This window comes from Agromyces bauzanensis, from assembly GCF_014645655.1.
Lineage (GTDB): Bacteria > Actinomycetota > Actinomycetes > Actinomycetales > Microbacteriaceae > Agromyces > Agromyces bauzanensis.
Window position 1 is genome coordinate 43,065 of the sequence record NZ_BMMD01000006.1, and the last position, 24,873, is coordinate 67,937.

24 protein-coding genes and 1 pseudogene are annotated in these 24,873 nt (G+C 67.6%); 15 read left to right on the forward strand and 10 right to left on the reverse strand.

Features of this window, described 5'->3' with window-relative positions:
• Window positions 1-11: 11 nt before the first annotated feature.
• A complete protein-coding gene (locus IEX31_RS06845) occupies window positions 12-305 on the reverse strand; it encodes a hypothetical protein (protein ID WP_188742691.1) in 294 nt (97 codons plus the stop codon).
• Between the two features lie 122 nt (window positions 306-427).
• On the opposite strand from IEX31_RS06845, the gene IEX31_RS06850 reads away from it, so the two are divergent.
• Window positions 428-778, forward strand: coding sequence for a hypothetical protein (locus IEX31_RS06850; protein WP_188742692.1), 351 nt, complete (start codon window positions 428-430; stop codon window positions 776-778).
• A gap of 20 nt (window positions 779-798) precedes the next feature.
• Here IEX31_RS06850 and IEX31_RS06855 read toward each other — a convergent pair whose 3' ends face one another.
• A complete protein-coding gene (locus tag IEX31_RS06855) occupies window positions 799-1,191 on the reverse strand; it encodes a helix-turn-helix domain-containing protein (RefSeq protein ID WP_188742693.1) in 393 nt (130 codons plus the stop codon).
• A gap of 840 nt (window positions 1,192-2,031) precedes the next feature.
• Between IEX31_RS06855 and IEX31_RS06860 the strand changes: the two genes are divergently transcribed.
• From IEX31_RS06860 to IEX31_RS06890, 6 genes are all read left to right on the forward strand, one after another.
• Window positions 2,032-3,147 (forward strand): EcsC family protein, encoded by a 1,116-nt coding sequence (locus IEX31_RS06860; protein WP_188742694.1) that lies wholly within the window; start codon window positions 2,032-2,034, stop codon window positions 3,145-3,147.
• A gap of 146 nt (window positions 3,148-3,293) precedes the next feature.
• Entirely contained in the window at window positions 3,294-3,815 is a 522-nt protein-coding gene (locus IEX31_RS06865) for a hypothetical protein (protein WP_188742695.1), read from the forward strand.
• Window positions 3,812-4,723 carry a hypothetical protein gene (locus tag IEX31_RS06870; RefSeq protein ID WP_188742696.1) on the forward strand — a complete coding sequence of 304 codons (912 nt, stop codon included), beginning with the start codon at window positions 3,812-3,814 and terminating at the stop codon, window positions 4,721-4,723. The genes IEX31_RS06865 and IEX31_RS06870 overlap by 4 nt, the downstream gene beginning before the upstream one ends.
• Window positions 4,724-5,323: 600 nt before the next feature.
• Complete coding sequence (locus tag IEX31_RS06880; RefSeq protein ID WP_188742697.1) at window positions 5,324-5,971, forward strand: DNA methyltransferase family protein; 648 nt, start codon at window positions 5,324-5,326, stop codon at window positions 5,969-5,971.
• Complete coding sequence (locus IEX31_RS06885; RefSeq protein ID WP_188742800.1) at window positions 5,883-9,296, forward strand: DEAD/DEAH box helicase; 3,414 nt, start codon at window positions 5,883-5,885, stop codon at window positions 9,294-9,296. Before IEX31_RS06880 ends, IEX31_RS06885 begins: the two co-directional genes overlap by 89 nt.
• A gap of 1 nt (window position 9,297) precedes the next feature.
• Window positions 9,298-10,353 carry an Eco57I restriction-modification methylase domain-containing protein gene (locus IEX31_RS06890; protein ID WP_188742698.1) on the forward strand — a complete coding sequence of 352 codons (1,056 nt, stop codon included), beginning with the start codon at window positions 9,298-9,300 and terminating at the stop codon, window positions 10,351-10,353.
• 347 nt (window positions 10,354-10,700) lie between these two features.
• Here IEX31_RS06890 and IEX31_RS06895 read toward each other — a convergent pair whose 3' ends face one another.
• Window positions 10,701-11,114, reverse strand: a complete 414-nt coding sequence (locus tag IEX31_RS06895; protein ID WP_188742699.1) for a hypothetical protein — start codon at window positions 11,112-11,114, stop codon at window positions 10,701-10,703.
• A 168-nt stretch (window positions 11,115-11,282) separates the two neighbouring features.
• Between IEX31_RS06895 and IEX31_RS06900 the strand changes: the two genes are divergently transcribed.
• The 6 genes and pseudogenes from IEX31_RS06900 (at window position 11,283) to IEX31_RS06920 (ending at window position 15,436) form a co-directional block, all read left to right on the forward strand.
• A complete protein-coding gene (locus tag IEX31_RS06900; RefSeq protein WP_188742700.1) occupies window positions 11,283-11,873 on the forward strand; it encodes a hypothetical protein in 591 nt (196 codons plus the stop codon).
• A 295-nt stretch (window positions 11,874-12,168) separates the two neighbouring features.
• Window positions 12,169-12,297: a hypothetical protein gene (locus IEX31_RS19250; RefSeq protein WP_268236963.1), complete on the forward strand. Its 129-nt coding sequence runs from the start codon at window positions 12,169-12,171 to the stop codon at window positions 12,295-12,297.
• A gap of 149 nt (window positions 12,298-12,446) precedes the next feature.
• Complete coding sequence (locus IEX31_RS06905; protein ID WP_188742701.1) at window positions 12,447-13,028, forward strand: hypothetical protein; 582 nt, start codon at window positions 12,447-12,449, stop codon at window positions 13,026-13,028.
• Window positions 13,029-13,693: 665 nt separating this feature from the next.
• Window positions 13,694-14,254, forward strand: coding sequence for a TetR/AcrR family transcriptional regulator (locus tag IEX31_RS06910; protein WP_188742702.1), 561 nt, complete (start codon window positions 13,694-13,696; stop codon window positions 14,252-14,254).
• 64 nt (window positions 14,255-14,318) lie between these two features.
• Window positions 14,319-14,798 (forward strand): annotated as a pseudogene (locus IEX31_RS06915) (glutathione peroxidase); the annotation flags it as partial.
• 104 nt (window positions 14,799-14,902) lie between these two features.
• Window positions 14,903-15,436: a hypothetical protein gene (locus IEX31_RS06920; RefSeq protein WP_188742704.1), complete on the forward strand. Its 534-nt coding sequence runs from the start codon at window positions 14,903-14,905 to the stop codon at window positions 15,434-15,436.
• Between the two features lie 57 nt (window positions 15,437-15,493).
• Here the strand turns inward: IEX31_RS06920 and IEX31_RS06925 are convergent, their stop codons facing one another.
• The 6 genes from IEX31_RS06925 to IEX31_RS06950 all read right to left on the reverse strand — a co-directional run bounded on the left by IEX31_RS06925 (window position 15,494) and on the right by IEX31_RS06950 (window position 21,670).
• Window positions 15,494-16,951, reverse strand: a complete 1,458-nt coding sequence (locus IEX31_RS06925; RefSeq protein ID WP_188742705.1) for a dihydrolipoamide acetyltransferase family protein — start codon at window positions 16,949-16,951, stop codon at window positions 15,494-15,496.
• Window positions 16,939-17,961, reverse strand: a complete 1,023-nt coding sequence (locus IEX31_RS06930; RefSeq protein ID WP_188742706.1) for an alpha-ketoacid dehydrogenase subunit beta — start codon at window positions 17,959-17,961, stop codon at window positions 16,939-16,941. Before IEX31_RS06930 ends, IEX31_RS06925 begins: the two co-directional genes overlap by 13 nt.
• Complete coding sequence (pdhA, locus tag IEX31_RS06935; protein WP_188742707.1) at window positions 17,958-19,106, reverse strand: pyruvate dehydrogenase (acetyl-transferring) E1 component subunit alpha; 1,149 nt, start codon at window positions 19,104-19,106, stop codon at window positions 17,958-17,960. The genes IEX31_RS06930 and pdhA overlap by 4 nt, the downstream gene beginning before the upstream one ends.
• A gap of 109 nt (window positions 19,107-19,215) precedes the next feature.
• Complete coding sequence (locus tag IEX31_RS06940; RefSeq protein ID WP_188742708.1) at window positions 19,216-19,710, reverse strand: Lrp/AsnC family transcriptional regulator; 495 nt, start codon at window positions 19,708-19,710, stop codon at window positions 19,216-19,218.
• Window positions 19,707-20,534: an oxygenase MpaB family protein gene (locus tag IEX31_RS06945; protein WP_188742709.1), complete on the reverse strand. Its 828-nt coding sequence runs from the start codon at window positions 20,532-20,534 to the stop codon at window positions 19,707-19,709. Before IEX31_RS06945 ends, IEX31_RS06940 begins: the two co-directional genes overlap by 4 nt.
• Window positions 20,534-21,670: an aggregation-promoting factor C-terminal-like domain-containing protein gene (locus IEX31_RS06950; RefSeq protein ID WP_188742710.1), complete on the reverse strand. Its 1,137-nt coding sequence runs from the start codon at window positions 21,668-21,670 to the stop codon at window positions 20,534-20,536. Before IEX31_RS06950 ends, IEX31_RS06945 begins: the two co-directional genes overlap by 1 nt.
• Window positions 21,671-21,751: 81 nt before the next feature.
• On the opposite strand from IEX31_RS06950, the gene IEX31_RS06955 reads away from it, so the two are divergent.
• Complete coding sequence (locus IEX31_RS06955) at window positions 21,752-22,918, forward strand: glycoside hydrolase family 3 N-terminal domain-containing protein (protein WP_188742711.1); 1,167 nt, start codon at window positions 21,752-21,754, stop codon at window positions 22,916-22,918.
• A 130-nt stretch (window positions 22,919-23,048) separates the two neighbouring features.
• Complete coding sequence (locus tag IEX31_RS06960; RefSeq protein ID WP_188742712.1) at window positions 23,049-23,612, forward strand: YceI family protein; 564 nt, start codon at window positions 23,049-23,051, stop codon at window positions 23,610-23,612.
• A 54-nt stretch (window positions 23,613-23,666) separates the two neighbouring features.
• Here the strand turns inward: IEX31_RS06960 and IEX31_RS06965 are convergent, their stop codons facing one another.
• Window positions 23,667-24,767 carry a winged helix DNA-binding domain-containing protein gene (locus IEX31_RS06965; RefSeq protein ID WP_188742713.1) on the reverse strand — a complete coding sequence of 367 codons (1,101 nt, stop codon included), beginning with the start codon at window positions 24,765-24,767 and terminating at the stop codon, window positions 23,667-23,669.
• Window positions 24,768-24,873 lie beyond the last annotated feature (106 nt).

Consider the following 24,873-nt stretch of genomic DNA (forward strand, 5'->3'; position numbering starts at 1 on the left):
GGGGAGGAGGCTCAACGTCGGTGGCTCGGTGCATCATCGATTCCGTGACCGAACTTGCCTACATGATCCGTAGCGACTGGGCCCAGCACGGCACGGCGATGACCGAACAGAGCGCCGTCATCCGCGAGTGGCTCGGCGATGCACCCTACCTCTTCCTCGCGCCCGACCTGAAGAAGCACGAGACCGAGAACGACGCCGACCGTGAGTTCGTCGATTTCGTGGAACCCGACGCGTCCCAGCGCCGCGTCTTTGCGCTCTCGGAGCTTGGTCAGTTCCGCCGTAGCGGCGAGGACGGACTCGACCACGCCGTTGTATTATCCACCCCAACAAGGAACAGGACTGCGAACTGCTCCGCGAAGTCATCCGGGCGGGCCGCGTCGAGCGCATATTCGTCATCATCTGGGCACGAGCCGATGAGGTGCACGTCATGCTCGACGGCCTCGGCGCAGTCGACCTTCACACCGGCGAGACCGCGCCAACCGTTGACCCGGTACAGCTCGAGGCGGCCGTGAGCATGGTCGATGAGCAGTACAACGGGCTCAGCTCGGGACGAGGCAAGGACACTGTCATCCAGCTTCTGTGCGCTTTCACCGCCGCTGGGTATCCGCTCGACGGCGAGGCCTGGCTACGCGCGTTCTACGCGGCAGGCGGCGAGTTCAAGGAAGCGTTGCACATCGACAAGGTCGTGGCCGAGATGCAGAGGGGCGTGAAGCACCGCGTCAAGCAGCGGTATGTGCCCGACATCGTCGATGTGCTCCGCGCACGGGTGGCCGAGTAGTCGCGCGTCTCGTAGCGGCGTCATCCCGGGTAATACCCGCGGTGCGTGTTCGTCGCGATGAAGTTCATCAGCGACTCCCGTTGGATGTACTTGCGTGAGCCCATCTTCGTGTACTCGATGTCGCCGCGGTTGGTCAGTTCGTAGAGCGCCGAGTACGGGATGCCGAGCGCCGCCGCGGCGTCCTTGAGGCTGAGGAGCATCGGGCCGGACTCGGACAGCTTGCTCGGGTGGATGACAGTGGTCTGCTCGGCCTCGATGATCTCCACCTCAGAGGCCTTCGTGTCCCAGTTGCCGAAGTACGAGTAGGGCTTGGCGAACTCCTCCTGTACCTTGCGAGCGGCGTCTTCCTCGTCGGTGGCGCGCACCCACTTCTCGGCGATCTGCACCCTGGTAACCACGACCCTGTAGCGCATATACGTCTCCTGCCTATTGACCTTCTTGACCGGAAGCGGTTCCTTCTCGGCTGGCTTCCTACGAGGCATCCGCTGCAGCGCACGACCGAGCGCGCCGGATTCGACCTTGGCCGAGCCCTGTTCGACCGCAACGCGAGGTGCGGCGCGCGCCAGGTGTGCTCGCTCACGGCGGTCTTCCTCGGTGGCTTCAGGCCAGCGTCGACCGCGCTCAGTCGGCGTGGCTCGCCAGGATTTGCCATGCCCGGAAATCTCGATGAGTCCGCGATTCTTCAGTGCCCGCGCCGAGACGCGGTGGCTGTACTCATCTTCGGGATAGACATCAGGAGGGCACCCCGCGACCACCCAGCCGAGGATGGCCTGCTGCGTGGAGTTGAGACGGACCGTACTCCGGTCATCTGGCTCGGTCGCCTTCATCTCATCCACTGATTCATTGTCGTGTGCCCGCACCGCGAACGGCTATACCTGTGCCAGGGCCGCGAGAAGTCCGTTGCGTCGGGGTGTCGGTCGCGAACGTCGGTGGCCGGTGTTCAGATGGTTGCATGTCCGCAATAGCAGCTGCGGATGCTTCAACTTGGAGGCGGCGAGATGGATGCACGCGACACCGTCGTGGTGAACGAGGAACGACGCCGACGACATGGAATCGGGGGGACTCGAAGCGGCGGGCTACGCACGGTTTGTGACGTTCGGTGAGCTTCGGCGGCTCGGGGCGTCAACGAAGCCAGGCGTCTACGTCGTCCTTCGTTCACCCTCCACGCAGCCCACATTTCTACCTGTCAGTCCCGCGGGGAAAGCTAAGAGCTTCACGGAGGATGTCGCGCACCTGCCAGATGGCCTGACTGGATGGCAGACCCGTCCGACTATGAACTCGCCGCGTGGCGCGACGTCCAGTGCTTCAAGGGACGCCCGCTGTCCCGAGCGATGCGAGGCGTCGGCGAGCAGATGGCGCTCGGCTTCTCAGCGATCGGCACCCAGGCAACGACGTACCTCGCGAAGCACCCCAAGACTCAAGCGGTCGTGGCGAAGGGGCAAGGAGCCGCGGTCAAGACCGCCCAGGTTGTCGGGACGGGAGCGAAGCAGGCGGTCGGCGCGATCCCCGACGGCGTGACGGACTGGAGCGGCCAGGCGTTCGATTCGATTCGGCGCATCGTGGGAAGGATCTCTCGCGTCGCGCTGTCGCCGGCCCGGGTGGTCAAGCTGCATCAGAAGCGCGGGCACGATGTAACGGATCTCGCAGATGTCCGGCGACTCGACCTGAAGCAGGTCGACCTCGTCCGTGGACGCGCGGCGAGTTGGTACTACCCGGCGACTGCGGCGCTTTCTGGCGCCGGTGCGGGCTTCTTGATTACTGGTGGCGAGCTCGCAGTACCCGTGTCCGGTGGTGCATCAGCCGCCCCATCTGGCGCCGTGATCGCGGGCGCCATGGTCGGCGACGCCGCAATCGTCCTCGGTCTGGCATCCCGCTGCGTCGGTCAGGTGTCGCTCCACTACGGCTACGACCCTGAGGAGCCCGCGGAGAAGCTCTTCATCATGTCCGTCGTCAACGCGGGGACCGCACTGTCCGCCACGGCAAAGGCTGCCGCGATGGCCGATGTTTCTCGGCTCACCCAGGCGCTCGTACGCGGAAAAGTGTGGAGCATTCTCGACAAGTCAGTCGTCTCCCAAGTGTCGAAGCAGTTCGCCAAGGCATTCGGCGTACGCTTCACGAAGCAGTCGCTCGGCAAGGTCGTGCCAGTGGCAGGAATCGTCCTCGGTGGCACCTTCAACTGGACGACGCTCGAGGCGATCGTGGATGCTGCGAACATCGCGTACCGACATCGGTTCCTTCTCGAGAAGTACCCGTCACTCGCAGCCGAAGAGGTGCCTGTATCCGTCACTGCCGAAGCCGCTGAGGACGCGGACGAGACAATCAGCGTCCTTCGGGAAGTCTCGGACGCTGGAGGCCCGGACCTCGAATAGTGGGGCAACGACGGGGACTCCGTACACCGCGGACTCCGGGTACTTTGCCCAGCGCAACCGCTCGACGTCGGGGTACGCCGATACGGTGGCCACGAGGCGGGGGAGCTTCCGGCCGTGTAGGACCAACCAGAACTCGGGGATGACCAATGAGCGTTGAACTGAACTTCGGCGACAGCCTGGCGGTGCTGCTCGTCGACGGCGTCGAGGAGACTCCGTACGTCGGCGCCACCCTTCGTTTGAAGGAGGCCGGCGTCGAGGTCGAGGTCCCGTACATGCCGGGCTTCGTCGTGCCGCAGTTCGACCACGTCGACCAGTGGTTCCGCCGGATGACCCCGCCAGAGAATGTGCTGGTTCACACCCGCGAAGGCAATATCCAGCTCTTCGGCTGCCGCTGGAGCGGGCATGCCGATGCAGCCGGTTCGAGAGTCGGGAGCGGACGGTTCTCTGCGACCGAGGCGCTGCTTCATGACCGCGATGGCGCCCTCTTGGAGCCGCTAACAGTGAAGACGTGCCAAAGTCGTGCCGACGGGCTCAATCGGTGGTCGCGGGTCACGGCGGTGAGCTCGGAAGCGACCCGAGACGAGGAGCGCCGAGCCAACGCGCTCGACGTTCGGGTGAGAGCCCGGAACCTATCGAATGGCGGCAGGGGGACGCACTCATACGGGTGAGAGCAACGTGGCGTTTCGCACCTCGCGAAGATGGCTACGAGCGTGTCCACGAGCTGGAAGACAATGTCGTCATTGAAAGCGAGTGGGAGCAGCCCCGTCCGTTCGTTGACCACCTTGTCGAGCAACGCAAGGCGCTGCACCTGTTGGTCTTCCTGTTCGGTACGGCGCTGTCGTTCCGTGAACATCGTGTGCGTGACGAGTCAATCGCCGCCCGCCTTATGAGTGGGGAGATCTTCGAGCATCCGTTCGTCGAGGTCATCAGCGCTCGCACTATCCGGGAGCGGGCGCAGCCCATCCCGTCGAAGGACAAGCTCGGACGACCTCTGCTCGTATTGGAGGAGCTCGGCGCGGAAGGCCTCGCCGAATGGGCATCGAACTACGACGCGTGGGAGCGGTTCATCTTGCCGGCTGTTTCGATTGTCGGTCGGCGCCACCGCTTCGCGGAGGACATCGTCATGTCGACGTCAATGAGCCTGGAAGCTGCGGGACAACTGCTCGGTGAACGACCCGGCGAAGCCGCTACGTACCATCGAGGGCGGCGAACCACGGCGACGTATGTGTATCGCTGCTTGGAGCTGCTGGGCATCCGCTGGGGCGACTACATTCACAGCCAGGTCGGGCTGGCCAAGGCAATCGCGAATAACTACAACTCGGTCAAGCACGCTGACCGCGGCTCCTTCCCTGACCATGCTGAGACGTTCCTCATTGGCGATGTGAACGAACTCGTCGTCCGCCTCCTCGCTGTTCGCCTCACCGGGCAGGCAGACGAACTACTGGGCCGATATCGGGAAGGGTCGGAGCTCTGGGAGATCAAGCAGCGCTTCGATGCCTATCGCATTCGCATTGCTGACGTCGCCGGGACATGGCAAGCCATTCCCTCCGACGCGGCAGCGGAGGGCGCAACCTGAGGCGCGTGACAGCGGTCAAACGTTGTGAAATGAGCTATGGGCATTGACTTTCGGAACGGCCAGTTCGTACTGACGCGCCTTCTCGCCGGCATGCGGCGGAGAACATTCGTCAGCGCTGGGGTGCGTCTGCGATGAACGGTCACGGCGGCAACGTCGAGCTGCGAACGTCGAACCGACGAGCTTCAGATTCTTGCTGCTGCGCGTGTTCGATCCGGCGTCACCCATGCGAGAGATCGATGCTGCGGAAAGCCACTTCAAGGACGTGCTCGATACCCGCAAGCACGGGCTGAACCGGAACTGATACGTGAAGATCTTGGAAGCTGGTCGGCGCGCTCGCGGGAAACCGGACGCAGCGAAGGTAATCTCGCCCTGGCGGGTCCCGCGGAGCGTAGCGAGGCTCCGCTACCTCTCCTACGAAGCGCTCTTCAATGGGCTTGATGATGTCTGATATTGCGACCCCGACTGAGGCGACGGAATGGGAGTGCCAAGCACGGCCATCGTGCGCGACGCTGTACTCTGGCGTGAGCCGGACTAGTTGGTCGAACCACGCGGGCTGCCGGGCCAGGCGGACACCGTCCGAGGCCAGTATGGGAGACACTAGTGACGCAGACGATCACCGAGGAGCTGATGGTGAAGTCACGGCATCGCGTCAAGGCTTACGGCGAGGTTTTCACCCCTCGGCACATGGTCAATCGCATGCTGGACCTGGTCCGTGAGGAGCTGGAGACCGGCCCGGACTTCGTCGATAAGACATTCCTCGAACCTGCCGCGGGCGACGGGAACTTCCTCGTCGCGATTCTGCACCGAAAGCTCCGAGCGATCGAGAAGCGGTGTCCACCCGAGTCCTGGCCCAACGAGTCCCTGTTCGCCCTCGCCTCGATCTACGGCATCGAACTGCTCGAGGACAACCACGAGGATGCCAAGGCGGCCATGCTCGCCGAGTTTTCGCGCTTCCACGCGAGGCACGATATCCCTTGCGGTCCCGACACAGGCCTGATGCGCGCTGCATCGTTCCTGGTCGACACGAACGTCATCCGCGGCAACACCCTGACCGGCCGCGACTGGCGTGGCAACGAGATCCAGTTCTCCTGGTGGAACCGGGTCCCCAACAGCCCTGGCATGGTGCAGCGCGACCCGTTCTCACTCGCCTCCTTGCGCGATGACAACGCCTTGGACTTCACCGTCTACGACACGTACGCGGTGTGCCGAATCGACCACGTCCACGACGAAGCGAGAGCCAGTGGCTAGCCCGAACATCAGCACGTTCCACGAGGTGGTCCCCTACATCTATTCGTGGAAGACCCCCGACATCCCCAAGTACGACGGATGGGAGAAGATCGGGTACACCGAGCAGGAGTCTGCCGAGAAGCGAATCTCCCAACAGGGCAGTCAGCTCAACATCACGAAGATCAAGGTCTGGGCGTACAGGGCGGCATTCATCACCGAAGACGGTGGTACCTTCCGCGACTCCCACTTTCACGCCTTCCTCAAGCAGCAAGGCATCCAGCGCGAGTTCGACCCAACCAGCACACCGAGCCGCACGGAGTGGCACAAGTTCGCTGGTGCCCCGAAGACGAGCCAGCAGTACTTCTTCGAGTTCGCCTCGAAGTCCTTCACAACACCGCTCGGGGCGTCGCAGGATGACTACAGACTGCGGCCCGAGCAGCAGCAAGCCGTCAGCCAGGCGATGACGGCGTTCGGCCCGCAAGGGGCTGGTGAGGTGCTGTGGAACGCGAAGCCGCGATTCGGCAAGACGCTGACGACGTACGACCTGATGGCGAAGATGGATGTCAAGCGTGCCCTCATCGTCACCAATCGCCCAGCCATCGCCAACTCCTGGTTCGACGACTACCAGCGGTTCATCGGCCATCAGACCAGTTACCAGTTCGTGTCCGACTCGCCGTCGCTCGCGCAGCGCAGCCCGATGACGCGCGAGCAGTGGAGGGCGTACTCACTGGAGAACGTCGACCAGGACCCCCGCATCATCGAGTTCGTGTCGCTCCAGGACCTCAAGGGTTCGCAGTACTTCGGCGGCTCCTTCGACAAGCTCAAGCACATCGCCGACTTCGACTGGGACTTGCTCGTCATCGACGAGGCGCACGAAGGCGTCGACACGACCAAGACCGATGTGGCGTTCAACCAGATCAAGCGTCGCCACACGTTGCACCTGTCGGGCACTCCGTTCAAGGCGTTGGCGTCAGGACGCTTTAGCGACAACCAGATCTTCAACTGGACGTACGAGAACGAGCAGGACGCCAAGGAGTCATGGGCGGACGACTCGATCGACAACCCGTACGCCCAGCTCCCGACCCTCAACCTCCTGACCTACCAGCTCTCCCGCATGGTGGCCGACCGGCTCACCGAAGGCGTTGCGCTCGACGAAGACGCGGGGAACGTCGACTACACATTCGACCTGGCGGAGTTCTTTGCGACCAAGGAGAACGGCTACTTCGTCTACGAAGCTGACGTGACGCGGTTCTTGGACGCGCTGGCGACGCAGGAGAAGTACCCGTTCTCCACCCCGGAGCTGCGAGACGAGATCAGGCACTCGTTCTGGCTGCTCAACCGGGTCGCCTCCGCCAAGGCGCTGGAGCGGATGCTCAAGAAGCACCCTGTCTTCGGCGGGTACACGGTCATCCTGGCGGCCGGCGACGGCCGACCCCACGCTGACGAGAACGACGGGCTGGACGAGGATGCCGACGACTCGGTGACCGTGGGGAAGTCGCTCGACAAGGTCCGCGCGGCCATCGCAAAGGCGGAGGCCGAAGGCGGCAAGACGATCACGTTGTCAGTGGGTCAGCTCACGACTGGTGTCACGGTGCCCGAGTGGACGGCGGTCATAATGCTGTCCAATCTGTCCTCGCCCGCTCTCTACATGCAGGCGGCCTTCCGATCGCAGAACCCGTGCACGTTCACCCGCGGCGACAAGGTGTTCCAGAAGAAGAACGCCTACATCTTCGACTTCGCCCCCGAGCGCACGCTGACGATCTTTGACGCGTTCGCGAACAACCTCGCCCCGCACCCGCCGATCGATGCCGGTGAGCGCAGGGAGAATATCCGTCGGTTGCTGAACTTCTTCCCCATCCTGGGTGAGGACACCGAGGGCCGCATGATCGAGCTCGACGCCGCTCAGGTCCTCACGTTCCCGCAGGTGTTCAAAGCTCGTGAGGTCGTTCGGCGGGGCTTCCTGTCGAACCTGCTTTTCGCGAACGTGTCTGGCATCTTCCGGGCCGTGGAGCACTTCCAGGACATCCTCAACCAGCTCCCCGTCGCCAAGGAGAAGAAGGCCGAGAAAGGCAAGCCAGTCGAGTTTCCGATCCCGCCGCCGACCACGGACGCGCACGGAAACGTGCAGATCGACGTCGGCACCGTAATCAACGCGAAGATCGCCGAGCTTGGCAAGCCGATCTACTCAGATGAGGACGTGCCGCCGCTGGACCCTGCCACGACGAAGGCGACTGAGGCGGCCAAGCAGATCGCCGCGGTCGTCACCGAGAAGGCGCGAGAGACACGGACGAAGGTCGCGGCCGAGTACGGCATGACGGCAAAGCAGGTCGAGAACGACGAGAAGGCCACCGAGGCGCAGGTGAAGGTCAAGGTGGAGCGGGCCTACGTCGAACATCAGATCGTCTTGAACCACATCGAGGCCGAAGGCACGGACGCGGCGACGGAGGCCGAGTTCCTGGCTGTCGAGGCGAAGAAGGCTGAGGCGAAGGCCGAGCTCGACGCGCAGGTACTCTCGATCTTCCATCACACGCTCGACAACGTCACCGAGACCGTTGTCAAGCGCGAGGAGACAAAGAAGGTCCAGTCAGAGGCGAACAAGACGATGGACGCGGCCCGCGACCACCTGCGCGGGTTCGCAAGGACCATCCCGATGTTCCTCATGGCCTACGGCGACCAGAACATCACACTCGCCAACTTCGACGACTACACCCCGGACGACGTGTTTGCTGAGATCACGGGGATCACCGAGGAGGACTTCCGGAAGCTTCGCGACGGTCGCGAAGTGACCGACCAGAAGACCGGCGAGATCACCCGCGTCCCGGGCCTGTTCGACGAGGCTGTGTTCAACCAGGCGATCCAGGAGTTCCTGAACAAGAAGGACGGACTCTCCGACTACTTCGACCCGGCGCTGACCGAGGACATCTTCGCGTACATCCCGCAACAGAAGACATCGTTGGTGTTCACCCCGAAGCCGGTCGTGCAGATGATGTGCGACACGCTGGAGGGGGCGACCCCGGGCATCTTCTCCGACCCGGACAAGACGTTCGCCGACCTGTTCTCCACCGCCGGTCTGTTCTGCATGGAGATCGTCCGCCGGCTCGAAGAGGGCTTGGCCGACGCCATCCCTGACCAGGACGACCGGCTGCGGCACATCCTGACGCGGCAGGTGTTCGAGATGAGCCACAACGAGATCCTGCACGCCATTACATTGGAGGCCGTCAGCGGTGGTGTGGCCGAGCGACGGGCTTGGCTGGAAGCCAGTGGGCACTTCCGGGTCGGCGACCTCGCCCGCATGACCTCCGAGGAACGCGAGCGGGTAGTGGACGAGATGCTGGGAGACAACTGACATGGCCAAGAAGTTCGATGTCGTGATCGGCAATCCTCCCTACCAGGAGGAGGCCCAGGGCGAGGGCACTCGCGGTACCCCCATCTACCACCGCTTTATGGACGCCGCGTACGAGGTCGCCAGGAAAGCCGTGCTCATCACACCAGCACGCTTTCTGTTCAACGCGGGGTTCACGCCGAAGGACTGGAACGAGAAGATGCTGGCGGACGAGTACCTGAGGGTGGCATATTTCGAGTCCGACTCAAACCTCCTGTTTTCGAGCCTTACGGACCCTATCAAGGGCGGCATCGCCGTCACATACCGCGATTCGGAACTCAAGCTCGGCCCCATCGGTTTCTTCACCAGGCACCCCGAGCTCAACACGATCCTGCACAAGGTCAACGTGTCCGGTGGCGAGTCTCTTGAACAGCTCGAAATCACGAGCTCTCGCTCATACCGCTACACGGACAAGTTGTACGAGGACCACCCCCAGGCGTTGGCACTACGTCCGGTGGGTAATGCCGCGTTGGTGAACACGAACGCCTTCGAGCAGTTCTCCTTCCTCTACTACGCTGATGAACCCGCCGACGGCAACGGGTACGTGCGGATTCTCGGGGTGATCAAGAACAGACGATTCTTCCGCTGGATCAGCAGCGAGTACATCACCGGTCCTGAGAGCTTCGACAAGTACAAGGTTGCGGTTCCGGCGGCGAACGGGTCGGGGTCGACGACTGACTTCTTTGGCGTCGCGCTGAACAAGCCGACCGTGCTTGAGCCAAGAGTTGCGGTCACACAGACGTTCATCACCATCGGCTCGTTCGAGACCGAAGCAGAGGCGCAGGCGTGCCTGAAGTACATCAAGTCCAAGTTCGCGAGGACGCTGCTCGGTGTGTTGAAGATCACCCAGCACAATCCGGCGAAGGCGTGGAAGTACGTCCCTGTTCAAGACTTCACGCTCACGTCCGACATCGACTGGTCGAAGTCGATCCCCGAGATCGACGAGGAGCTCTACGCAAAGTACAGTCTCGACGCGGCCGAGATCGCGTTCATCGAATCCCAAGTCAAACCGACGGATTGACCGCGGGGTTCGTCGCGGAAGCCCTTCATGGTTCATGCACAGGCAGGGGGATGTCCCCGAGATACACTGCCGCGTCGAGCGCCTCCCGAAGCCGGCGGTGTCCACGCTGTAGCCTGCGACCATAGCGCAGGGAAGTCCGTCCGCCTGTATTTCGTAGACGGACGCCCACGGACTCCTCACTGCCGAGATCATGAATTGGACGGGGCACGTTATGGCGGCCCCTCGCTCGGACGCACGCGACAAACTGCTCAAGCGCGAGGAAGCCATGTGCACCGGCGTGTACGTGCTGCTCGGGAACGACCCCGGACCGCTCGCCCACAACGTGGCCCAGAATGTGTCCCTGAGCGTTACTGCGCAGGCACTTGAAGGACGCGGCGTAGTTGTGAGCCGCCCGGCTCCAGCCGATACGACACAACTACGTTGGCCGGACCCGAGAGCGTAAACCGCGACACCAGGACGAATTCCTTCGCCTGGCCCTCGCCAAGCGATGCAGGCCCCGCCGCCACCTCGATAAGCCGCTTCTTGTCCAGATCGGTCAAACCCTCGATTTCGACCATGAATGCGACATCTGGCCCTTCATTCACAAGGAGCCAGGTCTCGCCTGCCTTGTGCCGGATCATGAAGTCGGCGCGCCCAGACTCGTTGTCCGCGAGGATGCTCTGCGCCCGGTTCGGGTCGCCCAGCGCCGCTACCAGTGTGGCGCGTTGCTGGGCATCTTTCGACCGGCGGTTGCTGGCGAGGGTGAGATAGCCGAAGAGCACCGCGACCAGGACCGCCGCCGCCGCAGCGGCAGACCCAACCCACTGCGCAGCGAGCGACCACGTTTCGTAGATTGTCGGGTCGGGCGCAGGCGAGTGGCATGCGCCAAGGGTAATGGGACTACGGCACGGCTCCGATCAGGTGCCGGAGGCCTCGCCTATGCTAAGCGCATGTCCGCTCCACGCCCGTGGATGAAGAGCTGGCGGAAGACCCGTCGCTCGGCTCAGGAGCGCGCGAAAAGGATTCGAATACTCAACGCCGAACTTGATGTCCTACGCGGTGCGTCGTCCGAGCGGTCGCGGACCATCGACACGAAGGCGTCATTCATCGTGGTGGTGGCGGGTGTGCTCGCATCGGTCACCGGTCTGTCGCTCGTCAGCACCGAAACCTGGCTCGTCGGGCTCTTACCGTTCGGCCTGACGGTCGCCGCTGTGGCAGTGGCGACGGCCGCCCTCTGGCCCCGGAAGATTGACCTACCGTCCGCGCGTGAAGTGGTCGACGCATGGGTTGACGCCGACATGCCCGCTGACGAACTCGAAGACAACGTCCTTGAAGTCAAGGCACAAGAAGTCACCAACCGTGACGCGCAGAACGAGAAGCGGGCGAAGCTGACGAATTGGGGCTTCGGCCTCGTGCTCGCCGGACTCGTTACGACTCTCGCCGTAGTAATTCTCACCACACTTAGCCCCACTTGGAGTAACCATGACGAAACCGAACCCACCCAAACCCCAGTCAACACCCAAGCCCCAGCCGCGACCTGACGTGACAATGGTGATGCAGACGCTGACGCACAGCGACAACACACCGATCGAGAAGCGATGAGCGACGACCAGGAGCCAAACCGGGAGCCCGCGTCGTCCCGGCCCGACGTTGAAATCGTGTTCAAGAAGGTCACGGCGACCCAGCACGAGGAACCGAAGGAACAGCGATGAGTGATGTCACTTCCCCGCCACCTGCGCCGACACCCGCGCCTGCCTCGGCGTCGGCCCGTCCCGAAGTGGGAATGGTGTTTGAGACCTTGCTCGCGTCGGGTGACCGGACAACGAAGGAGTAACCATGGGCGACGACGACAAGCCCCCGCCCCCGCATCCGCCTACGCGCCCGGATGTCGAGAAGGTGTTCAAGCGGCTGACGGAGAACGACCGTGGGCCGCAACCGCGCGGGGACGATGCCAGCGACGACTAGTGCCTTTTTTCCCGAAGGTGGGGCGTCCGTCTTTGAAGCAGACCCGTTGACTCGAAGCGGCTCGGCTACCACCCGAGATGTGCGCCAGACTTGGCGGAGGATCTCGGCCATCCGCCTACGGGTCGGTAGCCCCCGTTACGCTCAGAGGCGTGGCTGACACGAAACAGACGAAGACCGTGGGCGAGCATTGGGCTGCCTCGGAACTGGCGCGCCGTGGCTGGGCACCGGCCTTGACCCGCGACGGACTCGAGCGCGCCGACATCTTGGCTGTCCATACCGGGGATGAACGGCGACTCATCGAGGTGCAGGTCAAGTCGATCCGCGGAGACTCCGCGAAAAGCAGCTGGCCTCTGGGGGAGAAGAGCCAACAGCCGCCAAAGCATGCTCACGAATGGTTCGTGATGGTTGCGGTCCCGGACGACGTTGCGAAACCAATGCGCGGGTTCGTCATCCCACGGGCCCATGTCGCGGCTGCCGCTTGGATTGGGCACCAGCACTGGTTCACCGAACCTGGGATTCCACCAGGCAAGCGCAACGTCGGTCCAGACCGCAGCCGTGTTCAGATCCGGACCTTCGAACGATACGAGGGCCGGTGGGACTTGCTCGACGCGTCAGCCGATGAAGCCCCGATCCTCTTGCTGCTCGAATATCGCGGCTACGCGCTCGAGGAGGATCGTGTCGGGTTGCCGGCAGGTCACCCGTGGCGGGAGAACATGCCGGCGCCCTGGTAGGAGGCACGTAGGCATGTCCCTCCGGCGTGTGGCCGTTTTGTGGCCTTTTTCAACCACAAACACCGCCAATCGGGGGCATCCAACGGAAGAACTCCGGCCGGCTAGATTAGCGCTTCTCCCATATAATTGCTGGCATCCACAACCAAACACGTGCGCTCAATGCGATGTGCAGCACTGTCAGGGGGTCAGGGGTTCGAGTCCCCTCAGATCCACCGATTCGAAGCCCCGGCCGACGGCCGGGGCTTCGTCGTCGGTGGACTCTGAGCCGCCGGTGCGACGCACGCGGTTGCGGCGAGGCTCGCATTCCCAAGCGGGCGCCACGGTCTCGTTCCAGAGCCGGTCGGCGTTGCCGCGATCGGCGGCCTGAGACACCACCCCTGTTCCACCGACCGACGGATCCTGGATTGCGCCGCGATCCGGGCGTCCTCGACGTAGCGCTCGGGGACGCCGGTCACGAGGACTGAGGCGGCCGGTTTGCGGGCCACGCGTCGTAGGGGCGTTCCGAGATATGGGGATCATCGAGATCGATCGGCGTCACCAGGTGAGCCAAGGCGGTCGGTCGGGGTCATGACCGGATCCCCGTCCAATCCAACCGGATGTTTTACTTGACCGGGAGGCTCGCAAGCCAGCTCATCAATCCATCCGGTTGGTTTAGACTGACGGGCATGGCCTACGACTCGGAAGCGACGCGTGCCCGCCTGCTCGACGCTGCATACGAGGAGTTCGTGGCGTTCGGCCTCGCCGGCGCGCGAGTGGAACGGATCGCGAAGGCGGCCACGGCCAACAAGCAGGCGATCTACGCCTACTTCGGCTCAAAGGACGCGCTCTTCGACGCAGTGCTCGACACCCGGCTCCAGGTGCTCGCCGACCTGGTGCCGTTCAGACCAGACGATCTGCCCGAGTACATCGGCGCGCTGTTCGACCAACTCTGCCTCGATCCCGGACTGTTGCGCCTCACGCAGTGGAAGGCGCTCGAGCGCTCAGATGCATCCGAGTCGGAGCGTGAGGCGCACTCCGAGAAGGCGACCGCGCTCGCCGACGTGCTCGGCATCGGGCTGGAGCCGGCGGTCGACCTGATGATGATCGTTCTCGCCGTCGGCCAGGCTTGGCTGCTCACCTCGCCCGCCCTGCGCAACCCCGTGGGAAACAACGAGGCCGCCCGTCGTCGTCGGCACCGTGCGTCGGTCATCGCCGCGGTGCGGGCCGTCGCATCCGCCTCGCGGTGAGTTCCCGACCGGCTGACCGTCGCTGAGCGGATCCCGTCGCCGTCGGCCGGGTTAGGCTCGAGAGATGGACCTCCGCGACATCCCTCTCACGACCATCGACGGCGACGAGGCCTCGCTCGCCGGCTACGCCGACCGTGTGGTGATGGTGGTGAACGTCGCCTCCCGCTGCGGGCTCACGCCGCAATACGAGAAGCTCGAGGCGCTGCAGCGCGAGTACGGTGATCGCGGGTTCACGGTGATCGGTTTCCCGTGCAACCAGTTCGCGGGCCAGGAGCCGGGCGGCGCCGAGGACATCAAGGCATTCTGCTCGACGACCTACGGGGTGTCGTTCCCGCTGATGGCGAAGGTGAAGGTCAACGGCAGGCACCGGCATCCGCTCTACGACCAGCTCCGGAAGACGCCGGACGCGGCCGGCAGGGCCGGCCGTGTGCAGTGGAACTTCGAGAAGTTCCTCGTGCTGCCGTCGGGGGAGGTGCAGCGGTTCCGCCCGGCGGTGCAGCCCGACGATCCCGCGATCATCGCGGTGATCGAGGAGGGCTCGCCGAAGCCGCCGCGGCCTGAGCGGGGCGCGGCGCGTTTCCTTGACCGACCTGTCGCCACGCCCCACAATTGGGGGGTTGAGCAGTTCAACGGGAGCGGGGGAAACGAATGACCGACGCGTATGCTCGTCCGATCGTCGATCAGGGCGCCGCTTCGAGCGGAGTCCCGGCACCGCGGGTCGACGACACCGCGGTGCTCCGCGATCCGGCATCCCAGCCTGAGCACGGCGGCCAGCCGTCACCGTCCGGCCCGGGCGCGACCCCGTGGAGCCGCGACCTGCGGTTCATGCTCGTCGTGCTCACGGCCATCGTGGTGCTGTTCCTCGCGTTCGCGCTGCTGATCGCCTTCAGCCCCACGGGTGCGGCCATCAGCGCCCTCGCGATCATCGCGGCGCCGATCGCGACCATGGTCGCGGCCTACTACGGCATCTCGCTCGCACTGCGACAGGTCACCGACGCGCGGAACGCCGCCCAGGCGGCCGACGCCCGCGCGCGGGCCGCCGAGGCGAGCGCCCGCGAGTCCGACGCGTGGGCCGCCCAGATGGAGTCCGGCCTGCGAGTCGCGGTCGCCAAGCTGAAGGCCGACGGCCGCGACACGCGCGACGTGGAGCGTGCGGCGGGCACGCCCGACGAGTTCTTCTGATCGGGACCGGGGAGGCTTCGGAGCCGGCTGGGACCCGGTGACGGCCCCGGCGCGGTGCTAGAGGTCGGCGAGCACCGACACCGGCCGTTCGATGCAGCGGGCCACGAACGTGAGGAACGCCGCCGCCTCGGCACCGTCGCATACCCGGTGGTCGAATGAGAGCGTGAGCTCGGTGACCGTGCGCACCGCGAGCGTGCCGTCGACCACCCACGGGCGCTCCAGGAGCCGGCCGAGGCCGAGCATCGCCGCTTCGGGGTGGTTGATGATCGCCGCCGAGCCGTCGACGCCGAGCGTGCCGTAGTTGTTCAGCGTGAACGTGCCGCCCGTGAGAGCCGACGGCGGGAAGGCGCCCGTCGCCGCCGCCTCGCTGCGCCCGCCGATCGCGTCGCGGAGCGCCCGTAGGCTCATCCGCTCGGCCCCGTGCACGACGGGCACGAGCAGTCCGCGCGGCGTCTGCGCGGCGATGCCGAGACTCACGGCACCGTGCAGCACGATCTCCTCGCGCTCGGCGTCGAAGCTCGAGTTCAGCAGCGGATGCCGCGCGAGGCCGGCCACGACGAATCGTGCCACGAGCGCGGTGACGCCGAAGCGCTCGCCCGTCGCCTCCTGCAGCTGCCGGCGGGCGGCGAGCAGTTCGGTGGCGTCGACGTCCATCCAGACGGTCGCCTCGGGGATTTCGCGACGAGAACGCGAGAAGTGCGCGGCGGCGGTGCGGCCGATTCGGTCGAGCGGCACACGACGGTCGCCGGCGGCTGCATCGGACGCTGATGTCGCGTGCGCAGCGGATGCCGCCACGTCGGGCGCGACGGGGGTCTCGGCGCCGACCGTCTCGGCCTCGAGCTCGTGCAGGAACGCCTCGACGTCACGACGCATCACGAGGTGGTCGGGACCCGAGCCGTCGAGCTGGCTGGCGTCGAAGCCGTGCTGGCGGGCGATGCGGCGCACGATGGGCGAGACGACGGGGGAGCGACGCGACGCGTCGAGCCGCGCAGGACCCCGGGCGGGGCCGGTCGCGGTGCCTGCAGCGCTCGGCGAGGTGCCGCCGCCGGTACCGCCCGCGCCCCCGCCGCCCCCGGCCGAACGCCGGCGCCCGAACCGTGCCGGGGCCGACGCGGCGCGCTCCGTCGCGCTCGTCGCGCGGGTGCCGTAGCCGATGAGCACGGCGCCGGATTCCTCCGTCGCGGCCTCGGTCGGCACCGCGACGCCGGGCTCGGCGGGCTCCGGTCCGGCCGCGGCATCCGGGGCCCGCTGCGCCGATGCTGTGCCGGCCGGCGCGAGCGTCATGAGCACCTGGCCCGCGAGCAGCACCTCGCCGACCTCGCCGCCGAGTGTCTCGACGACGCCCGCGAAGGGCGAGGGCAGCTGCACCACGGACTTCGCCGACTCGAGCTCGACGACGGGCTGGTCGATGGCGACCTCGTCGCCCGGAGCCACGAGCCACGCGACGACCTCGGCCTCGGTGAGGCCCTCGCCGAGGTCGGGCAGGATGAAGTCGCGCCCCATCAGTCGTCCCATTCCCAGGTGTCGAGCGCCGCGAGCACGCGGTCGGCGGTCGGCAGGTAGTGCTCCTCGAGCTTGGGCGACGGGTATGGGATGTCGAAGCCCGTGACGCGCAGCACGGGCGCCGCGAGGTGGTGGAAGTTGCGTTCGGTCACCCGCGCCGCGACCTCGGCGCCGTAGCCGCCGAACTGCGCGGCCTCGTGGATCACGGCGGCGCGCGAGGTCTTGCGCACGGATGCCCCGACCGTCTCGTCGTCGAAGGGCGAGAGGCTGCGCAGGTCGACGACCTCGATCGAGAGCCCCTCGGCCTCGGCGGCGTCGGCCGCCTCGAGCGCGGTGCGCACCGTCGGGCCGTAGCCGAGGAGGGTGACGTCGGTGCCCTCGCGCTCCACGACGGCCCGGTCCATGGGCGCGGTCGTGACCGGCAGCGTGAGCGGCGCCTTCGACCAGTACCGGCTCTTCGGCTCCATGAAGACGACGGGGTCGTCGCTGTCGATCGCCTCGCGCAGCATCGAGTAGGCGTCGGCCGGGTTCGACGGCATCACGACCGTGAGCCCGGGCGTCGCCGTCCAGTACGCCTCCGAGGAGTCCGAGTGGTGCTCGACGCCGCCGATCGCGCCGGCGCAGGGGATGCGCACGACCATGGGCAGGGTCATCCGGCCCTTCGTGCGATTCCGCATCTTGGCGACGTGCGAGACCATCTGCTCGAACGCCGGATAGCTGAACGCGTCGAACTGCATTTCGACGACCGGTCGCATGCCGTACATCGCCATGCCGATCGCCGTGCCGACGATGCCCGACTCGGCGAGCGGCGAGTCCCAGATGCGGTCCTCGCCGAACCGCGCCTGAAGGCCGTCGGTGACGCGAAACACGCCGCCGAGGGGGCCGACGTCCTCACCGTAGACGACGACGCGGTCGTCGGCCGCCATCGCGTCGCGCAGCGCGGCGTTCAGCGCGCCCGCCATGGTCAGCTGCGTGGGGGCGGATGCCGCGGGCGTCTCGTGCTCGGTAGTGGTCGCGGTCATCGGGCGGCTCCGGCGTGCGGTGCGGCGGCGCCGGCGTGGGTCGCGGCCTCTGCCAGTTCGGCCTCGAGGCGTGCACGCTGCTCGAGGAGCGTGGCGCGCGGCCGGGCGTAGACGTGGTCGAAGAGCTCGAGCGGATCGAGTTCGGCCTCGGTCGTCATGACGTCGCGCGTGTGCGCGGCGACCGCCTCCGCGGCATCCGTCATCTCGGCGCGCAGCGACTCGGTGAGCGCGCCCTCGGAGACGAGGTACTTCTCGAGCCGCTCGATGGGGTCGCGGCGCTTCCAGTGCTCGACGTCGCGCGCGCTGCGGTAGCGGGTCGGGTCGTCGGAGTTGGTGTGCGACTCGATGCGGTAGGTGAGGCCCTCGATGAGGGTCGGGCCGCCGCCCGATCGCGCACGTCCGACCGCCGCGCGCGTGACCGCGTACATCGCGGCCACGTCGTTGCCGTCGACGTGGAACCCGGGCATGCCGTAGCCGATGGCCTTGTCGGCGAGCGTGACGGCGTGCGTCTGGCGGGACACGGGCACGCTGATCGCGAACTGGTTGTTCTGCACGAGGAACACCGTGGGCGTCTGCCAGACCGCCGCGAAGTTGAACGCTTCGTGCGCGTCGCCCTCGCTCGTCGCGCCGTCGCCGAGATAGGTCATGGCAACGATCGGGTCCTGGCGGAGCCGTGCCGCGTGCGCGAGGCCCACGGCGTGCAGCGCCTGCGTCGCGAGCGGCGTGGTCTGCGAGGCGCACCGGTGCGCGTGCTGGTCGTAGCCGTTGTGCCAATCACCCCGGAAGGACTGCAGGATGTCGCCCGGGTCGATGCCGCGGGTGAGCAGGGCGATGCTGTCGCGGTAGGTCGGGAAGAACCAGTCCTGGGCCTCGATCGCCGAGATGGCGCCGATCTCGCAGGCCTCCTGTCCATACGCGGACGGATAGGTCGCAAGCCGGCCCTGCTTCGTGAGCGCGGTCACCTGCACGTCGAAGCGACGCGCGACGACCATGCGCCGGTAGAGCTCGAGGAGGGTGTCGAGCTCGGGCAGCTCGAACCCGCCGGCGGCGGCACCGCGCACCGCGTGGCCGGCGTTGTCGAGCAGCCGGATGGGCTTCTCGGAGGGGAGCGTACGCACGCTGTCGTGCTCGACGTCGAGGCTCATACGGCCAATGTTGCGCCAGCGCGCGGGCGTGCGCATGGCGTCTCGGCGAAGCGTGAACGATCGGCACCGACTGGTCGAAAGCGTTGCCACCCGTCCGCCCCACGGGGCGTCAGGCGCGCCAGATGTCCAGGGTCTGTGCGGGCGGATGCCCCTCCAACTCGGCGAGGATCAGGTGCGACCTGGTCGACACCACGCCCGGCATGTCGTGGATGTCGCGGAGGATCGCCTGACTCAGCTGCTCGTGGTCGGGCGCGCTCACCGTGAGGATGATGTCGATGTCACCCGAGACGGCCTGCACCTTCTCGACGAACGGCAGCGTCGCGAGCTTCGCGGCGATCTCCTCCCACGACACGTCGCCGATGCGCACGACCACCAGGGCGGAGATGTTCAGCCCGATCGCCTTTCGGTCGATCTGCGCGCCGAACCCCGTGATGACCCCGAGCTTCAGCAGATGCTGCACCCGGTTGTGCGCGGCGGTGCGTGAGATGTGCACCCGCTCGGCCAGCGTGCGCACCGAGAGGCGGCCGTCGCGGCTCAGCTCGGCCACGATGCGCCGATCGATGCTGTCGAGCGGCTCGTGCCGGTGCGGTGTCTGCTGCTTCATCGTCGTCCTCGGGGCTCATGCTCAGCGTACCGGCTGCGGCGCCGCACGCGCCGGAGGGAGGCGTGCATCGGCGCGTGCCGGATGATTCGGGGGAGGAGTGGCCAGACGACGGCGATGCCGGCGAACCAGGCGCCCGCGACGCGTTCGACCCGAGGGGTCCACTGTAACCCGTACGCCCGGCGCAGTTCGGGCGGGAGCAGCGCGGCCGTGGCGAGGCGCACGAGCGGGAGCAGCACGGCGGTGCCGAACGGCAGCGCGGATGCCCCGGATAGCAGCGTGCGCGCCACCGAGCGAGCCTCGGGGCCCACCTCGAGCCCGGAGAGGCGTTCGGACCACCACGCGTCGAACTCGGCGCGCGAAGCAGGCCAGCCGGCCGTCCCGGCCTGCAGGCGCAGGCCGAGGGGCTCGTAGCCGCGCACGATCGCGTCGGCGGTGGCGACGTCGAGGGGGCCCCACAGGCGTTCGTGCAGTTTCAGCGCCACCGCGAGCAGCGTCGAGGCCACCCAGCGCTGCGCGTCGGGGTCGAACGCGCTGTACGCGGGCCGACCCTCGGCGGCCGGCCCATGAACGGGAGCGTGGCGCGCGTTCACGGCGCGCACGGCTGCGGCGGCGACCTCCTCGTCGCCGAAGCCGACGGCGTAGACGTAGTCGAGCGTGCCGAGGAGCCGGTCGAGCGGGCGGTCGCGGAAGCCGCTGTGCCGCGCCACGCCGCGCGCGACGCGCGGGTCGGCGAGCTGCAGCAGGATGGCGGCTCCACCGCCGAGGAGGAGCACGCCCTCGGCGCCGTGGCGCCGGAAGGCATCGCGTTCGTCATCGTGCGGCATCAGTACCAGTTGACCACTTCTGAGTGCGCCCAGGCACTGCACGGCGTCCCATAGCGAGCCGCGATGTACGAGAGGCCCCAGTCGATCTGGGTCGCGGCGTTCGTGCGCCAGTCGGCGCCGGCGCTCGCCATCTTGCTGCCCGGGAGAGACTGGGGGATGCCGTACGCGCCGCTCGAGGCGTTGTACGCGTCGGCACGCCAGCCCGATTCGCGCGTCCAGAGGAGGTCGAGGCAGCGGAACTGGTCGGAGCCCCATCCGTAGGCCGCCATGCGCCCGGCCGCGTATGCCTTCGCCGCCGCCCGGTCCACCACCACACCCGGCGGGGGAGCGCCGCCGCCATCGCCACCGCCGCCGCCACCGGCTGCGGCGGCCGCGGCGGCCGCGGCCTCGCGTGCCGCCTGCTCGCGTGCCGCCTGTTCTCCGACGCGGTACTGCCGTTCGAGCTCGACCGACCGGTCGCGCAGGCTCGCGAGCTGGGCGTACAGCGTGTCGAGCGCCGCGCGCTGCTCCGCGACCCGCGCCTCGGCCGCCTCATGCGCCGCCTGCGCGGCCTCGGCCGCCGCGGCCGCCTCGCTCGCGAGTCGGCTGCGCTCGGCCTCCGCGATGTCGGCCTGCGCGCTGAGCGCCGCCGCGTCGCCTCGTGCGGCCCTCGCCCGCGCCGCGACGCCTCCGAAGACGTTCGCCAGTTGCGCCGCGCGGGCGAGCCCGAACAGCAGGTCGTCCTCGCCGCCGTCGAAGAGGAGTCGCAGCGTGACGTCGGCTCCGCCCGACCGCGCGAGCACGGCGCCGACGCGGCCGAGCCGCGCGCCCGTCGTCGTCGCCTCCTCGGCCGCGGCATCCGACGCCACCCGGAGCTTCGTCGCGCGGGCCTCCGCGTCGACGCGCGCGGCCTCCGCCGCGGCCGAGACGGCCGCGGCCGCGACGGCGGCGTCGCCGAGCCGGCCGGTCTCGGCTTCGAGCTCGTCGACGAACGTCGTGATTCGTGCGGCTTCGGCCTCGCGTGACCCGACATCCGTCTTCGCGGCCTCCACCTCGTCCCAACTGGGGTACTCCGCGGCGGACACGGCGCCCGTGGGCACGACGAGGGCGGCGGCGAGCGCGATCGCTGCGCCGAGGCCCGTCATCCTGCTTCGCACGGCCAACCCCTCTCGAGCGCGGCGAGTCTACCCACGAACGTGCTCGGCGACCCGCCGGACACGCAGCGTAGACTCGGGCGGGTGCGAGCGAAGCGAACGGCTGCGCTGCCGTTCCTGGTCGCGACGGTGCTGCTCGGTGCGACGGCCTGCGGCGGCGCGACCCCCACCGACCCCACGGCCGCCCCCACGCGGGCCGCTCCCTCGACGACGCCTCCGCCGGCGGATCCCGTCGCCGCGTGGGTCGATGAGCGGATGTCGCAGCTCACGATCGAGGAGAAGGCGGCGGCCCTGCTCATGCTGCATGCGCCAGGTACCGACCCGGCGCCGCTCCGGGCGTACGTCGACGCCGGCGTCTCTGGACTCATCCTCATGGGTGACAACGTGCCGCCCGGCCCGGCCGAGCTCGCCGCGCTCACGGCCGCCGCCCAGGCCGATCCCGAGGCACCCGTGCTCGTCGGGATCGACGAGGAGGGCGGTGAGGTGCAGCGCCTGCCGTGGGACGAGTCCGCGAGCGCGGAAGAACTGCGCGCCGAGCCCGCCGCCGCGAGCCGTATTGCGTTCGCGTCGCGAGCTTCGACGCTCGCGCAGGCCGGCGTCTCGGTCAACTTCGGCATCGTCGCCGACGTCACCGCCGACTCCGAGTCGTTCATCTTCGGGCGCATCCTCGGCACCGACCCCGCCGCTGCGGCAGAGCGCGTCGCGGCGGCCGTGTCGGGCGAGCAGGGCACCGTGTTCTCGACGCTCAAGCACTTCCCGGGCCACGGTGCCGCTCCCGGCGACTCTCACTCGAGCGTTCCCGCCGCACCGCTCACGATCGACGAGTGGCGCGCCGGCCCCGCGATCCCGTTCGGAGCCGGCATCGAAGCCGGTGCGGAGCTCGTGATGACGGGTCACCTGGCGTACCCCGCGGTCGACGCGGCGCCCGCGTCGCTGTCGGCGGAATGGCACCGGATCCTGCGCGAGGAGCTCGGCTTCGCCGGCGTCATCGTGACCGACGACATGCTCATGCTGCAGCACAACGGCCTGCCCGAGTACGCCGACCCCGGCGAGAACGCGGTGCGCGCCATCGCGGCGGGCTCCGACCTCCTGCTGTACGTGCTGCCGGCGGACCCCTCGGAGTTCGGCATCTCGGTCGACGGCCTCGCCGCGTCGATCGTCGCGGCGGTGCAGTCGGGCCGCATCGACGTGGGCCGGCTCGATGAGGCCGTCGAGCGCGTGCTGACGCTCAGGCGTTCGCTCGTCGCCTGACCTGACGTCGACACCGCGTCGGAAGACGTTCGTGCCCATCGGGGAATAGGCCGACGGCATCTATGCGTTTGCACCGGTGTGGGCGGCACTCGGCCGCACCGACATCCCTACGACGGAGAGGACCAGCACTATGACGAGCACCGCCACCACGACCGAGATTCCCGGATACCGCGTCGGCACCTGGACCATCGACACCAAGCACAGCGAGATCGGCTTCAGCATACGCCACATCATGATCAGCAAGGTGAAGGGGAAGTTCGAGCGATTCGACGCGACCTTCGTGACCGCCGAGAACCCCTTCGAGTCCAGCGTGACGGCGTCCGTCGAGGTCGCCTCGATCACCACCAACGAGCCGAACCGCGACGCCCACCTGCGCAGCGGCGACTTCTTCGATGCCGAGACGTACCCGACCATCGACTTCCGCTCCACGGGCGCGCGCGTCGAAGACGGCGACTTCAGGGTGGACGGCGACCTCACCATCCGCGGCATCACCAAGCCGGTCACGTTCGACTTCGAGTTCGGGGGCTTCGGTGGCGACCCCTACGGCAACTACAAGGGCGGCGCCACGGCCAAGACCGTCATCAACCGCGAGGACTTCGGCCTCACCTACAACGCCGCGCTCGAGACAGGCGGTGTGCTGCTCGGCGACAAGGTGACCATCACCCTCGAACTGCAGGCTTCGCTCCAGCAGTAGCAGGTTCGAGTCCGAACGGGCGGCACCGCACGGCGGTGCCGCCCGTCCTCGCGTTCAGGCGACGGTCACGCTCTCGAGCTCGTGTCCTCGGAACCGCGACCACGCCCGGAGCGACGTCGTGAACGTCACCGGATCGAGGGGGGATGCCGCGTCGAAGCCCTCGATCACGATCGACGACGCGTCGCGGCCCCTCCGCCAGGTGCCCACCACTCGGCCGCCGGCCACCAGGATCGGCTGGAACACGCCGTTCCCGCCGGGGATCACGCGCCCGGCGTGCGCCCGATCGCAGACCGCGTCGCGGTCGGTGTAGCCGAGGAAGTACTCGTCGAACGCCGCGAGGGCGAGGCCGGCGGCGGCGGCACGCGGCGTCGGCGATGCGCGATCGGCCGGCCACCCGGCATCCATCGCGACGAGGCGCTCCTGGTCGAACTCCGTGACCGTCCCGCCCGCGGCGGCGCGTGCCACGCGTGCGTCGCCGTGCGTGAGCCCGCTCCACCACGCGAAGTCCCGGACCGTCGCGGGGCCGTGGCCCGCGACGTACGTGCGGAACAGCTCGGCGAGGGTCTCGTCGCGATCCTCGGCGGCCTGCCCGGGCGCCCACTCGTCGAGCAGGACGAGTCGCTGCCCGCGTCCCTCGACCGGACCCCAGCAGACGACCGCGTCGTGGGCCAGCCACGAGATGAGGTGGTAGCCGCGCTGGCCGCGGGTGCCGATGCCCGCGGCCTCCCACGCGGTCTGGAGCTCCTTGCGGGAGCGGGATGCGCCACCGGCGAGCTCGGCCTCGGCGACGGCCCGGGCGCGCCGGTACGTGGCGGCATCGAGTTCCAGCTGTCGGTGCCGAGTCGCCGTCTGCTGCTGCACGCGCGGCCCTGTGATCGCGAGGATCGGCCGCAGGCGCTCGGCGGGCACCAGGTGCAGCGTGCCCCGCATCGGCCACGAGCGCACGATCTCGCGCGACTCGACGGCCGCGTCGACGTCGGCTGCGACCGACCGCGGAACCCGCGCGCCGAGCACCCACTTCGCGGCCGTGAAGTCCTGCGCCTGTATGGCGCCGAGGCGGCGCACCGCGTCGGCGACCGTGGTCAGGCCGCGACGCAGACCGTGCGACTCGAGGCGTGCCGCGCGCAGCCGCGCGGCGCTTGGTGGCTTCGGCATGCCACGAGTCTGGCGGATGCCGGCGACATGCGTCCGCCGTGCGTGCATCCCGGCGTTCTGCGGGCGGGATAGAATGGGAGGCTGTGCCCGTCGGCACGCTCCCACA